Raw genomic sequence first — 13,861 nt, forward strand, 5'->3', positions numbered from 1 at the left:
CTAGTTGCCCGCCCGTTTCGAGCCAGAGGCGATTGCCTCGCGCAGCCGCTTTTCCAAGGCCTGCTGGCGCGACGTCGAGTGCAACTTGAGCCCAAACATGTCCTTGACGTAGAAACTATCCACCACCTGCGCTCCGTAAGTCGCGATCACCGCGCTGGAGATCGAGATATTATTGGCCGCCAGCGCGCGGGTCAGATCATAGAGCAGGCCGGGGCGGTCGCGAGTATCGACCTCGATGATCGTGTAAATGTCCGATCCCTCATTGTCGAAAACAACATGGGTCGGGAATTTAAACTCGCGCTCGCGTTTCTTGATCTTGTCGCGATCTTTGAGCGCATCGCGCGCGATCACCTCGCCACGCAGCGTCTTGTCGATCATGCCGCGCAGACGACTCAGCTTGGAGGCCTCATAGGGGTGGCCCTCGGCATCCTGAATCCAGAAGACGGCGGTCGCGTAGCCGTCCTTGCTGGTATAGGTGCGCGCATCGACCACGTTCGCCCCCACCAACGCCAACGCGCCCGACAGCCGCGAGAAGATGCCCGGATGATCGGCCAGCGCGAAGCTGGCGCGCGTGGCGTCGTGATCATCATCGGGATGCAGGTCGATGCGAATTTCGCTATTGTCCAACCCGCGCAGCAACCTTGCAAAGATCGTGTGATTGGTGGTGTTGAGCGATTGCCAATAGGGATCGTAATGACGCCCCAATTCGGCGCGAATTTCCTTGCCGTCCCAATCGCCAGTCTGTTCCAGTACAAGGCGCAGGGCGCGCTTGGCCTCAGAACTGCGCTGATCGCGATTGACCGCCTCAAGGCCATGTTCAAGGGCGCGCGCGGTTTCGGTATGCAGCTTGCGCAGCAGGCTTGCTTTCCAGTTGTTCCACACATTGGGCCCAACGCCGCGAATGTCGCACACTGTCAGCACGGTCAGCAGATCCAGCCGTTTGCGCGACTTCACCTGACGGGCGAAATCGCGGATCGTGCGCGGGTCGGACAGGTCGCGTTTCTGCGCCACATCCGACATCAGCAGGTGATTGCGGATCAGCCATTCCACCGTCTCGCATTCCTCGGCATTCAGCCCCAGACGCGGGGCCACCTTGCGCGAGATTTTCGCCCCCAAAATCGAGTGATCCTCGGGGCGGCCCTTGCCGATATCATGCAGCAAAAGCGCGACATACATCACGCGGCGATTGATCCCCTCTTCGAGGATTTTGGACGACAGCGGCAGCTCTTCGATCAGCTCTTCGCGCTCGATCTGGGCCAGCGTCGAGATCACCTGAATCGTGTGCTCGTCCACGGTGTAGCTGTGATACATATTGAATTGCATCATCGCCACGATCGGCCCGAATTCGGGGATGAAGGCGGCCAAAACACCCAACTCATTCATCCGGCGCAGCGCGCGTTCCGGGTTGCCATGTTTGAGCAACAGATCGAGGAACAGCTTTTGCGCCTCGCGGTCGGTGCGGATCGAATCGTCAATCAAATCGAGATTGGCCGAGACCATCCGCATCGCATCGGGATGGATCAACATCCCCGTGCGCAAGGCTTCTTCAAAGATGCGCAGCAGGTTCACCGGATCGGCCAGAAACGCGGCATCATCCGCCACGTTGAGCCGCCCGTTATCCTCGCGGTAAGGCGCCTTGAGCTTGCGGCGACGGCGGAAAATGCGTTGCAGCATCGGCGCGGTCTTGACGTGCTGCGCCTCTAGCTTGGTCAGGAAGATGCGCGTCACATCGCCCACCGCCGTAGCATGGCGGAAATAATCCTGCATGAATACTTCGACCGCGCGCCGACCCGCCAGATCGCGATAGCCCATGCGTTCGGCCACCTCGACTTGCATGTCGAAACTCAGTTGATCGGCCGCGCGCCCTGCGATCAGATGCAGATGGCAGCGCACCGCCCAAAGGTAGTCTTCAGCGGCATAGAAGGTCGCGTATTCCTCGGGGGAAAAGGCCCCGATCTCCATCAACTCGCGCGCGCGCCCGACATGGTGGATATATTTGCCGATCCAATAGAGCGTTTGCAGATCGCGCAACCCGCCCTTGCCCTCTTTGATATTGGGCTCCAGCACGTAGCGCTGCCCGCCCTGACGGCGGTGCCGCTGGGCGCGTTCCTCTAGCTTGGCCTCGATGAATTCGCCCTCGGTGCCTTCAAACAGGTCATGGCGCAGCCGCTTTGACAGCGCTTCCGCCAGCCCGGTATCGCCCCCGACATAGCGGTGCTCCAGCAAGGCGGTGCGGATCGTGATGTCTTCGCGCCCGAGCCGGATGCAATCGTCCAAGGTACGCGAGGAATGCCCCACCTTCAGCTTGAGATCCCACAGCATATAGAGCATCGATTCAATCACGCTCTCGGCCCAAGGCGTGACCTTGTAGGGCGTCAAGAACAACAGATCGACATCGGAATGCGGCGCCATTTCAGACCGGCCATATCCGCCGACCGCGAGAACCGAGAACCGCTCGGCCTCGGTCGGGCTGCCAAGCCGGTGAAGCCGCGTTGTCGCCACCCGCAAGACCGAGCATACGATGCCATCGGTCATCTGCGCATAGGCCTCGACGGTGACGCGCGCGGCCCGCGGATGGGTGGCGAAATCGGCCTCAATTGCCGCACAGGCCTGCTCGCGCTCGTGCGCCAGAAAGGCCACGGTGGCCGAGCGCAGATCGCGCGCCTCCTCAATCCCCTCAAGCGCGATCTCGAGCGCCTCGAAAACCCCGGTCTCCCGAAGAAGGAGCGGGCCCCCAGACTCCTGCGGGGTAAACGACTGCGCAGTGCTCACGGCTTTGGTCACGTCTCGAATAGGCCTTGCTGGAAGGCGAAGGAAATCGGCAGCCGGGTCTTAATACCCGGCCCCACCAAAGCTGCGCGGCGCGGGATCGATGATCACGGCTTGCCCGTTGCTGACCTGCGCAATCGCCAGACCACGCTCATTCGTGCCATCGGGCAGCAGGCGGAATACGCCGTTCACGCCAACAAAGCCCGAGGGCTGGGTCAGCCCCTGCCGGGTCAGCGCATTCGGGTTGCCCGATTTGATCAGCGCCCCGATGGCGGCAATCCCGTCATAGGCGAGCCCGGCAATCGGATGCGGCGCGCTGCCATAAGCGGCCTGATAGCGTTGCACGAATTGCGCCTGCAGATTGGGATCGGGTTCGGCGAACCAGCCACCTTGCACGCCCGGAAGCGACAGGGTCGCGGGCGGAATATCCCAGCGGGTCAGGCCGATGAATTGCGTGCTCTGCGAGTTGACGCCGTTTTCCGGCAAAAGCTGGGACAACAGCGGCAGCGCGCCTGCCGTGTCAGCGGTCAGGAACAGCGCATCCACATCGCCCGACTTCACGCGTTCAGCGATTTTCGGCGCGGCAGAGACCACCCCTTGCTGGGAGAACGGATAATTGGTGACGCCAGCCAGCGTCGCGCCGTTGCGCGCAATCGCGGTCTGGATCGCGGCGGCCCCGACCGAGCCGGCGGCGGTGTCCTCATGCACGACCATGATCCGGCGCTTGCCCTGACGCGCAGCATAGCGCACTAACCGCTCGGCGGTGTTGGGGAAGGTCGGGCCAAGCACGAAAAGGTTGCCCCCCGCGATATCGGTGTTGTTCGAGAAGGCCAGTACATTGACGTTGCGCGGGGCCACGGCCACCGCTACGGCATTGGCCGATTGCGCGAACACCGGACCCAGAATGATCTTGGCGCCGTCATCGACCGCCTTGTTTGCCATCGCAGCGGCCTGACCTGCCTGACCGCCGGTGTTGTAGACGCGCAGATCGATGCGCACCCCTTTCAAATCGGCCACGGCCATGTCGGCTGCGTTCTTCAGTGCGCGTGCCAGCGTTTCATCGCCCGAGTTGCCCGAACCTGCGGGCACCAGCAGCGCTACCGTGACGGGGGCCGAGGTGTCGATGCGTTGTCCGCTATTGCCCCCGATCGGTCCGGTTGGGTTGCAAGCTGCCAGCCAAAGCGCCGAGAAAAGCGCTACGATTTGTGCAGCGCGTGCACGGGTGTTACGGATCAGGGCAAACATGATAGGTCCTTCGGCTCGATGCGCAAAAATGGCTTGACCAAATTCTATGCGGATCGTCGCACGAAGTAAACGATACTCACGCTTCAAGGAGCAGGTGATGCAGCAAGAGAACGAAACCGGCAAGATCGCGCTTGAGGGGGCAGGCGCAGCGGGCGAGGGGCGTTTGGTGCCACTTGCGCCGGGGTTGCATTTTATCGCCACGCCGATTGGGGCCGCGCGCGACATCACCTTGCGCGCCCTCGATATTTTGCGCTCGGCTGATGTTTTGGCCGCTGAGGATACCCGCAGCCTGCGCCATCTGATGGAAATTCACGGCGTGCCGCTGGCGGGGCGCAAGATCGTTGCCTATCACGACCACAACGGAGAGGCGATGCGCCCGCGTTTGCTGCGTGCTTTGCAAGACGGTCAGTCGGTGGCCTATGCCTCTGAGGCGGGCACACCGCTGGTGGCAGATCCCGGCTTTCAACTGGGACGTAGCGTGATTGCCGAAGGGTATCGCGTCTATGCCGCGCCCGGCCCTTCGGCGGTGCTGGCGGCCTTGACGGTCTCGGGCCTGCCCAGCGATCGGTTTCTTTTTGCAGGGTTTGCCCCCAATGCCAGCGCAGCCCGGCAAAAATGGCTAGCCACCTTTCGTGATATCCCGGCAACGCTTGTTTTTTACGAAAGCCCCAAGCGTGTTAACGCGATGTTAAGAGATTGCGTGAAAACATTCGGTGAACATCGAGAGGCGGCGCTGTGTCGTGAATTGACCAAACGCTTTGAAGAAGTGCGGCGCGGCACGCTGCAAGACATCGCGCAAGGGCTCGAAGACTCGCCGGTCAAAGGTGAAATTGTGGTGCTGGTTGATCGGGCGCATGGCCCTGCGGCAGGACCAGAGGAATTGGATAAAATGCTGCGGCTCGCCTTGGCGCGCCAAAGCATGAAGGATGCGGTGTCCGAGGTGGCGCAGGCGCTTGGTCTTCCCCGGAGGGAGGTCTATCAGGCGGCCCTCGAAATGGAGAAGAAGACATGAGCGGTGCACTTTCCTACTATTCCGGGCTTGCGGCCGAACAACAGGTTGCGCGCCGCTACGAGGATGCGGGCCAGCCGATTTCTGAACACCGCTGGCGGGGCCGCTATGGGGGCGAAATTGACCTGATCGCACGCGATGGCGACACGGTGATCTTCGTTGAGGTTAAGAAATCGCGTTCGCATGAACGGGCCGTACAACGACTGTCGGCGCGCCAGATGCAGCGGATCACTGTATCAGTGCAAGAATATCTGATGAAGTTTCCAGCCCCAGCCAATTGCAACCGCAAGGTACGATTCGATTTGGCATTGGTGGACGAGCAGGGGCAGATCAAGATTTTGCAGAACGCTTATTTCGGAATGTGAGTTGCGATTGCATCCCGGCGCACCACATTGCATCAAGGGTTGATTGCAAAGGGGACGCAGATGGGCTTGAAAGTCGCAATTCAGATGGATCCGATCGCGGCGGTCAATATTGACGCCGATAGCACCTTTCGCATCGCCGAAGAGGCGCAGGCGCGCGGTCACGAGTTGTTTTACTACACGCCCGACCGGCTGATGTATCGCGAAGGCCGTATCTTGGCGCGCGGCTGGCCGCTTCATGTGCGCCGCGAACAGGGGAATCATTTTACGCTGGGCGACGAGGTCGAAGTCGATCTTGCCGATTGGGATGTGGTCTGGCTGCGCCAAGATCCGCCGTTCGACATGGGCTATATTACCACCACCCATCTTCTTGAACGAATCCACCCCGCCACTCTTGTCGTCAATGATCCGTTCTGGGTGCGCAACTCGCCGGAAAAGCTTTTGGTGCTGAACTTCCCGGATTTGACCCCCCCGACATTGGTCGCGCGTGATCTGGCTACGATTCGTGCGTTCAAGGCGCAGCATGGCGACATCATTCTCAAACCGCTTTACGGCAATGGTGGCGCGGGAGTGTTCCGCCTTGACCCGAACGATCGCAACCTGTCCTCGCTGCATGAGCTGTTCATGGGAATCAATAACGAGCCCCTGATCGCGCAGAAATTTCTGCCCGCGGTGGCGAAAGGGGACAAGCGCATCATTCTGGTCGATGGCGAGCCAGTGGGCGCAATCAACCGGGTGCCTGCGGCGGGTGAGACTCGGTCCAACATGCATGTCGGTGGGCGGCCCGAGAAGGTGGCGCTGAGTGCGCGCGACCGTGAAATTTGCGCAGCCATTGGTCCTGTCCTGCGCGAAAAGGGGCAGATTTTCGTCGGTATTGACGTGATCGGCGATTGGCTGACGGAAATCAACGTGACCTCGCCCACGGGCATTCAAGAATTGGAACGCTTTGACGGGGTTAATATTGCTGCCCAAATCTGGGAGGCGATCGAGGCGAAACGGAGCTGACGTGTCATTACAACAGAGCTTTCTGAACCTGATTTTGCGCAACATCACGAAACGGCGGATGCGTGCGATAGAGGACCCGGTGCTGGCGCGCCGTGCGATGGAGCGTCTGGCCAGTTGGGTCGTGATAGAGCCCAAGGGGCTGTGTCTGTTGCAGACGCAATATGGTGGGGTGCCCTGTGTGTCGGCGCGCGTTGGCCGGGTCGCGCCGGATGCGGTGATGCTGTATTTGCATGGCGGGGGCTATTTCGCGGGCTCGCCCAGCATGTATCGCGCGATGGCGGGGCGGTTCTCCAAGCTCTCCGGGCTTGATGTGATCATGCCAGACTATCGCCGCGCCCCCGAACACCCGCTGCCTGCTGCGCTTGAGGATGCCGTTGCCGCCTGGCAGGGGTTGATCGAGATGGGCTATGCGCCCGAGCGCATCGTTTTGGCGGGCGATAGTGCGGGGGGCGGTCTGGCTTTGCTGTTGCTGGCGCATCTGTGCCGCGCGGGCACGCGGCCCGCCGGGGTGATCACCTTTTCTCCTTGGACCGATCTAAGCTGTTCGAGCGAAAGTTTTCGCCAGAATGCGAAATCCGAGGTGCTTTTGCCGTCGGAGCGGGTCGAGCAGGCCAGCGTGCAGGCGCGTGGCGCGGTCGCAGGCGATGACCCGTCGGTCTCGCCGTTATTCGCCGATTTCCCGGCGGCTCCGCCGGTTTTGATCCAGCATTCGATGACGGAACTCCTGTGTGACGATTCCCTGCGCATGGCCGAACGGTTGCGCGCGTTTGGTGCCGATGTCACGGTGCAAAGCTGGCCCAAAGCGCCCCATGCCTGGCAGTTTTTCGACGGCCGTCTTCCCGAGGCGCGCGCGGCGCTTGAAGATGCGGGTAAGGCTGCGCGACGTATGCTTAACTTGCCATTGCGCTGATGCGATAGCTGAGCGCCTCGGCAATATGGGGCTGGCGCACATCGGCGTCATGTTCGAGATCGGCAATCGTGCGCGCGACCCGCAACACACGGTGATAGGCGCGCGCCGAGAGCCCGAATCTTTCCGCCATCCGCGTCAGCATCTCGCGCCCTTGCGCATCCGGCGTCGCGATCTTTTCCAGAAGGGCGCCCTCGGCTTCGGCATTGACGCGCACGGATGCATGCCCCTCAAAGCGCGCCGTTTGCACATCGCGCGCGGCCTGAACGCGCTTTGCAATCGCGCCAGAGCTTTCGCCACTGGCGGGCAGATCAAGATCGTTGAAGGCGACGGGGGGGACCTCGATGCGCAGATCAAAGCGGTCCATCAGCGGCCCCGAGACCTTGCCAAGATAATCCTCGCCACAGGTCGGTGCGCGCGAACAGGCCCGTGCCGGATCGCCAAGATAGCCGCATTTACAGGGATTGGCCGCCGCGATTAGCAAGAACCGGCACGGGTAGCGCATATGGGCATTGGCGCGCGCGACCACGACTTCTCCGGTCTCGATCGGCTGGCGCAGGGTTTCCAGAACGGCGCGGGGAAATTCGGGAAACTCGTCCATGAACAGCACGCCATTATGGGCCAGACTGACCTCACCGGGGCGCGCGCCACGCCCGCCCCCGATCATCGCGGCCATCGATGCGGTGTGATGGGGCTCGCGGAAGGGGCGGGCGCGCGAGATCCCACCTTCGCCAAGCAGCCCCGAAAGCGAATGGATCATCGAGGTTTCCAGCGCTTCGGTCGGGGTCAGGGGCGGCAGAATCGAGGGCAGGCGGGCCGCCAGCATCGACTTTCCCGATCCCGGCGCGCCAATCATCATCATGTGATGACGCCCCGCGGCGGCGATTTCCAGCGCGCGCTTGGCACGTTCCTGCCCTTTCACATCGCGCAGATCGCGCGCCAATATGGGCGGGTCGAGCAGACCGGGGCGGGCGGGTTCCAGCGGGGCGCGCCCGCTGAGATGCGCGATCGCCTCGCTAAGCGTGGCCGGGGCAAACACATCGGTCGCCCCGACCCACGCCGCCTCGGCGCCACAGGATTTCGGACAGATCAGATCGCGCCCGTTTTCCGCAGCCGCCAGCGCGGAAGGCAGCGCGCCCGCCACGCCCACCAGCCGTCCATCCAGCGCCAACTCGCCAATCGCCACCACCGACTCGGCGCGTTCCGGGGGCACCAGACCAAGGGCTGCAAGTAGGGCCAGCGCCACGGGCAGATCAAAATGCGAGCCCTCTTTGGGCATGTCGGCGGGCGACAGATTGACCGTGATCTTTTGCATCGGCATCGCAATGGCAAGCGCGCCAAGCGCGGCGCGCACCCGCTCGCGCGCTTCGGACACAGCCTTGTCTGCCAAGCCCACGATGGCAAATCCGGGCAACCCCTCGGACAGGGCGCATTGCACTTCGACGCTGCGCGCCTCAACGCCCTCAAACGCTACGGTGTAGGTCTTGGCGACCATGTTTCCCCATCCTTTGCCCCGCTCATTCAAGGGGTAAAGGCGCATGGTTTATGAAAGGTTAACACGACTGAGGGGCGACTCACATTTCGCCGGTGGGGGCTAATCGCGCCCAAAATCATACCGTAGCCGATCTTTCGTATAGTGCGTGCAAGCAAGACGGCGAGTAAAATGTTGCAAGGGAACGCTCGCGAGTCAAGAAAACGTGAGCAAGCTTATGGTTTCACAGGCGCGCAGCTTTGTGATCTATCACCCTACGCCATTGAAAAGACGCGGATTTAATTGATGAGCCTTCGTCAAGGTGCTGCGGCGCACAAACTTATCCGCAGAAATCAACAATTCCGTGAGGAACCTTTTCATGGCAAGCGCATTGGGTCAGCAATGCAGCCACGCGTTCAAGTGGCGCCGATTGGGCGGGAGACCCGGGGAGACTGGTAATGGCACTCGATGGTATGACAGACGAAACATTGCCGCGCCAAGCGATGCGCGCGGAATTCCTCGACGCCGACACAGAGGCCAATTTGGCCCGCGCGTGGCGCGATCACCGCGACGAACAGGCCCTGCATCGTTTGGTGACCGCTTATATGCGCCTCGCAATTTCGATGGCGTCGAAATTCCGCCGCTACGGCGCCCCGATGAACGACCTGATCCAAGAAGCCTCGCTTGGGCTGATGAAAGCCGCCGACAAGTTTGACCCGGAACGCGGCGTGCGGTTCTCTACCTATGCGGTTTGGTGGATCAAGGCCTCGATCCAGGAATTCGTGATGCGCAACTGGTCGATGGTGCGCACCGGGTCGACCTCGTCGCAGAAATCGCTGTTTTTCAACATGCGCCGGGTGCAGGCCCAGCTTGCCCGCGAGGCACAGCAAGAGGGCATCCAGCTGGATGCGCTGCAATTGCGCCTGCGCGTCGCCGAGGTGATCGGCGTTCCGATCCATGATGTCGAGATGATGGAAGGCCGCCTGTCAGGCTCTGATTTCTCGCTCAACGCCACGCAATCCAGCGATGAAGAAGGCCGCGAATGGGTCGACACGCTGGAAGATGAGAGTGCCAACCCCGAGGAAAGCGTCGCAGAGAGCCATGACGGCTTAACGATGAAAAATTGGCTCGGAGAGGCGATGGAACGCCTGACCGACCGGGAGAAATACATCGTAACGCAGCGCCGCCTGATCGAAGATCCACGCACGCTGGAAAGCCTTGGCGAAGAACTGAGCCTGTCTAAAGAACGCATCCGCCAGCTTGAGGCGCAGGCCTTTGGCAAGATGCGGAAATCTCTTGAATGCCATCAGGGCGAGGTGCAAAGCTTCTTCGTATGAAGACGCTTCTCGCCGCGCTGCTGAGCTTGACGCTGATCTCCCCGGCCCATGCCGAGGAGATTTCTGCTACTGCGCTTGATCATCTTTCCGGCGATATCGTCGTGCTGGGCGAAATCCACGACAACCCGACCCATCACCTCAATCAGGCGCGCGCGATCGCGGCGATCAAACCCAAGGCAGTGGTGTTTGAGATGCTCAGCCCCGCGCAAGCCGCCAAGATCACCCCCGGCCTGTTAAAAGACGAAAAAGCGCTTGAAAAGGCCTTGGACTGGGAGCAGGCAGGCTGGCCAGATTTCGCGATATATTACCCAATTTTCAAAGCCTTGGGTGAAGCGCGCATCTATGGTGCCGCAGAGCCGCGCGACGTGGTGCGCAGTGCCATGACCACGCCCTTGCCCGAGGTTTTTGGCGCGGATGCCGCGCGCTATGGGCTGGATCACCCCTATCCCGACGCCTTGCAAAAACAGCTCGAGGCCGAGGCGATGGCGGATCACTGCAACGCGCTGCCCGCAAAACTACTGCCCGGCATGGTAGCGGCGCAGCGCTATCGCGATGCCGCTTTTGCGCGCACCGTTCAGCAAGCCTATGACGACACCGGCGGCCCGGTTGTGTTGATCACGGGGGCGGGTCATGCCCGCACCGATCGAGCCGTGCCCGCCTTGCTACGCAAACTTGATCCGGCGGCAAAAATCGTGGCGATCGGCCAGATTGAGGCCGCGCCAGACGACCCGGCATCTCCCGATCAGCCCTTTGATCAGTGGATCATCACGCCCCCGACGCCCCGCGACGACCCCTGCGCCGCGTTCAAGTGAACCTTGCGCGGGCGCGCCGTGCCGCTTAGACCTAAGCTCAACCTATTGCGGAGGGGCAAATGCTTGCGGGCAAACGCATCCTGTTGATCATCGGCGGCGGTATCGCGGCCTTTAAAACGCCCGAGCTGATCCGCGCCCTGCGCGCGGCGGGGGCGGCGGTGACGCCTGTTTTGACGCGGGCGGGGGCGCAGTTCGTCACGCCACTCACGATCTCGTCTCTGGCAGGCGAAGCCGCGCATAGCGATCTGTTCGATCTGACCCATGAGGCCGAGATTGGCCATATCCAGCTTAGTCGCGCGGCCGATCTGGTCGTCGTTGTGCCCGCCACCGCCGATCTGATGGCGAAGATGGCGCAAGGATTGGCCAATGATCTGGCCTCGACGCTGCTACTCGCGACAGACAAACGCGTTTTGATCGCGCCTGCGATGAATGTGCGGATGTGGGAGCATGCCGCGACCCAACGCAATATCGCCACACTCAAATCCGATGGCGTGTTGTTTGCAGGACCGACGGATGGTGACATGGCGTGCGGTGAATTCGGCCCAGGGCGGATGGTGGAACCGCTTGAAATCCTGTCTGATATCAAGGCGGCGCTGTCGGATGGCCCGCTCAAGGGCCGCCATATTCTTGTCACCTCTGGCCCGACCCACGAGCCAATTGATCCGGTGCGCTATATCGCCAATCGCTCCTCGGGCGCACAGGGCACGGCGCTGGCCGAGGCGCTGCGCGATCTGGGCGCGCGGGTCAGCTTTATCACTGGCCCGGCCAGCGTGGCGCCCCCCGAAGGCGTGACGGTGACGCGGGTGGAGACCGCCCGTGAAATGCAAGCGGCGGTAGAGGCCGCATTGCCCGCTGATGCCGCCATTTTCGCCGCCGCAGTGGCCGATTGGCGGGTGGAAAACGCCGCGTCCAAAAAGATGAAAAAAGACGGCTCCGGCACGATGCCCACACTCGAATTTGCCCAAAACCCCGATATTCTGGCGCAGGTGTCGCAGATGCCAACGGGGCGCCCTACGCTGGTCGTGGGCTTTGCCGCCGAGACCCATGACGTCGAACGCCACGCCACTGAAAAACGCGCGCGCAAGGGCTGTGACTGGATCGTGGCCAATGATGTCAGCCCCGCAACCGGCATCATGGGCGGAAGCGAGAATGCGGTGACGCTGATTGACGCGCAGGGTGTCGAACACTGGCAGCGCATGAGCAAGACAGACACCGCGCGGCGGTTGGCCGCGCGCATCGCTACCGCCCTCGGGGCCAAGACAAACTGAGGGACGCTCCGCGAGGAGTATTTCTGGCTAGATGAAACGCCGCCCTTTCATCTAGCCTAAAATACTCCCGCCGGAGGCATCCGACCGTGACTTCACGCGCGCCCACTCGGGGCAGGGAGAGCAAGATGACCACACCGACCATCAAGGTTCTGCGCGAGGATTGGGCGGATCCGGCGATTGCGCTGCCCGGCTATGAAAGCGCACAGGCGGCGGGGGCTGATATTCGCGCAAATCTTTTGCCCGAGGATCGAGACAGCGGTTTCACCCTCTATCCGATGCAGCGTTCGATCATCCCGACCGGGCTGCGCGTAGAGATACCGTGCGGATTTGAAATGCAGATCCGTCCGCGCTCGGGGTTGGCGCTGAAGCATGGGATCAGCTTACCCAATACGCCCGGCACGATTGATGCCGATTACCGGGGGCCGCTTGGGGTGTTGCTGATCAATCTGGGCCATGAGCCCTATCGGATCGAACATGGCGCGCGCATCGCTCAGGCGATCATTGCGCCGGTGGTGCAGGCCCAGTTTGAGGTCGCGCAGGATTTGGGCGAGACCGCGCGCGGGCAGGGGGGCTTTGGCTCCACTGGGGTGCGCTAGGCGATGCTGGGTCTTGTTTTGTTGGCCGCGATCCTTGGCTTGGGGGTGGTGATGCGCGCGTCCGCACGTACGATCTGGGCGATGCTTGGGCTGATTTGGCTGGCGTTGGTGATCGCGCATCTTCCGGTGAGGGCGCTGGCGCCGCTTGGGCAGAGCTTGGGCGGATCTCTGGCGGGCTGGTTGGGGCTTGGGGTCGTGGCAGCGCTGGTGTTGGCCTATCGCGCGATGTTGCGCGCCATTCGCGCCCGCGCGCATGATCCCGCCCCCGCACCTGCGAAACCGGGCCAATTCTCGGGCGCGGAGCTGGATCGCTATGCGCGCCATATCATGCTGCGCGAGATCGGTGGGCCGGGGCAGAAAAAACTCAAATCCGCCAAGGTGTTGGTGATTGGCGCGGGGGGGCTTGGCTCTCCGGTGTTGCTTTATCTTGCGGCGGCGGGCGTGGGCCGGATCGGGGTTGTCGATGATGATGTAGTGTCCAATTCCAACTTGCAGCGACAGGTGTTGCATCGCGATCGCGATATTGGTGTGGCGAAAGTGTTTTCGGCACAACGGGCGTTGGCAGCACTCAATCCGCATATCGAAATCTTGCCCTATCAGCGCCGACTGAGCGCGACGGACGCTCCCGATTTGATTGCCGAATATGATCTGGTGATCGACGGCTCGGACAATTTCGAAACCCGATATCTGGTGAATGCCGCCTGTGTGGCAGCAGGCAAGCCGTTGATATCGGGGGCGATCGCGCAATGGGAGGGGCAGGTCTCGCTGTATGATCCGGCCCATGATGCGCCCTGTTATGCCTGTCTTTTCCCACAGGCCCCTGCGCCGGGCCTTGCGCCCTCTTGTGCAGAGGCGGGGGTGGTGGGCGCGCTGCCCGGTGTGGTGGGCGCGATGATGGCGGCCGAGGCGATCAAAGAGATCACCGGCGCGGGACAATCGGCGCGCGGGCGGTTGATGATTTATGACGCGCTTTGGGGGGAAAGCCGCCAGATTTCGGTGCGGCGTAATCGCGATTGCGTGGTCTGCGGAGCGCTGGACAGTTCGCCCGCCCCGTCTTAGCCTTTGGCCAAACCGCTATTG

At 61.9% G+C, this 13,861-nt stretch carries 12 protein-coding genes; 9 read left to right on the top strand and 3 right to left on the bottom strand.

Annotated elements, in window-relative coordinates:
- Positions 1 to 2,784: a [protein-PII] uridylyltransferase gene (locus AB4874_RS01165; protein WP_497029036.1), complete on the bottom strand. Its 2,784-nt coding sequence runs from the start codon at positions 2,782 to 2,784 to the stop codon at positions 1 to 3.
- Between the two features lie 48 nt (positions 2,785 to 2,832).
- Positions 2,833 to 4,014: a penicillin-binding protein activator gene (locus tag AB4874_RS01170; RefSeq protein WP_368390626.1), complete on the bottom strand. Its 1,182-nt coding sequence runs from the start codon at positions 4,012 to 4,014 to the stop codon at positions 2,833 to 2,835.
- A gap of 97 nt (positions 4,015 to 4,111) precedes the next feature.
- Here AB4874_RS01170 and rsmI point away from each other — a divergent pair, with 97 nt between their 5' ends.
- The 4 genes from rsmI to AB4874_RS01190 are packed head-to-tail and all read left to right on the top strand — an operon-like array spanning position 4,112 to position 7,300.
- Positions 4,112 to 5,026 carry a 16S rRNA (cytidine(1402)-2'-O)-methyltransferase gene (gene rsmI / locus AB4874_RS01175; protein WP_295535883.1) on the top strand — a complete coding sequence of 305 codons (915 nt, stop codon included), beginning with the start codon at positions 4,112 to 4,114 and terminating at the stop codon, positions 5,024 to 5,026.
- The gene (locus AB4874_RS01180) at positions 5,023 to 5,388 is read left to right on the top strand and encodes a YraN family protein (RefSeq protein ID WP_368390627.1); all 366 of its coding nucleotides are present in this window, start codon (positions 5,023 to 5,025) and stop codon (positions 5,386 to 5,388) included. The genes rsmI and AB4874_RS01180 overlap by 4 nt, the downstream gene beginning before the upstream one ends.
- Before the next feature lie 60 nt (positions 5,389 to 5,448).
- A complete protein-coding gene (gshB, locus tag AB4874_RS01185; protein WP_368390628.1) occupies positions 5,449 to 6,390 on the top strand; it encodes a glutathione synthase in 942 nt (313 codons plus the stop codon).
- Between the two features lies 1 nt (position 6,391).
- Entirely contained in the window at positions 6,392 to 7,300 is a 909-nt protein-coding gene (locus AB4874_RS01190; RefSeq protein WP_368390629.1) for an alpha/beta hydrolase, read from the top strand.
- Here the strand turns inward: AB4874_RS01190 and AB4874_RS01195 are convergent.
- Positions 7,281 to 8,792: a YifB family Mg chelatase-like AAA ATPase gene (locus tag AB4874_RS01195; protein WP_368390630.1), complete on the bottom strand. Its 1,512-nt coding sequence runs from the start codon at positions 8,790 to 8,792 to the stop codon at positions 7,281 to 7,283. The two genes, AB4874_RS01190 and AB4874_RS01195, sit on opposite strands and share 20 nt — an antisense overlap.
- A 434-nt stretch (positions 8,793 to 9,226) precedes the next feature.
- On the opposite strand from AB4874_RS01195, the gene AB4874_RS01200 reads away from it, so the two are divergent.
- The 5 genes from AB4874_RS01200 (at position 9,227) to AB4874_RS01220 (ending at position 13,840) form a co-directional block, all read left to right on the top strand.
- Positions 9,227 to 10,105 carry an RNA polymerase factor sigma-32 gene (locus AB4874_RS01200; RefSeq protein ID WP_295535897.1) on the top strand — a complete coding sequence of 293 codons (879 nt, stop codon included), beginning with the start codon at positions 9,227 to 9,229 and terminating at the stop codon, positions 10,103 to 10,105.
- Positions 10,102 to 10,917, top strand: a complete 816-nt coding sequence (locus AB4874_RS01205; RefSeq protein WP_368390631.1) for a ChaN family lipoprotein — start codon at positions 10,102 to 10,104, stop codon at positions 10,915 to 10,917. The genes AB4874_RS01200 and AB4874_RS01205 overlap by 4 nt, the downstream gene beginning before the upstream one ends.
- A gap of 59 nt (positions 10,918 to 10,976) precedes the next feature.
- Positions 10,977 to 12,185: a bifunctional phosphopantothenoylcysteine decarboxylase/phosphopantothenate--cysteine ligase CoaBC gene (coaBC, locus tag AB4874_RS01210; RefSeq protein ID WP_368390632.1), complete on the top strand. Its 1,209-nt coding sequence runs from the start codon at positions 10,977 to 10,979 to the stop codon at positions 12,183 to 12,185.
- 125 nt (positions 12,186 to 12,310) lie between these two features.
- Positions 12,311 to 12,781, top strand: a complete 471-nt coding sequence (gene dut / locus AB4874_RS01215) for a dUTP diphosphatase (protein WP_368390633.1) — start codon at positions 12,311 to 12,313, stop codon at positions 12,779 to 12,781.
- A 3-nt stretch (positions 12,782 to 12,784) separates the two neighbouring features.
- Entirely contained in the window at positions 12,785 to 13,840 is a 1,056-nt protein-coding gene (locus AB4874_RS01220; protein ID WP_368390634.1) for a HesA/MoeB/ThiF family protein, read from the top strand.
- The last annotated feature ends 21 nt before the right edge of the window (positions 13,841 to 13,861 follow it).

This window comes from Thioclava arctica (genome assembly GCF_040892615.1).
GTDB lineage: Bacteria > Pseudomonadota > Alphaproteobacteria > Rhodobacterales > Rhodobacteraceae > Thioclava > Thioclava arctica.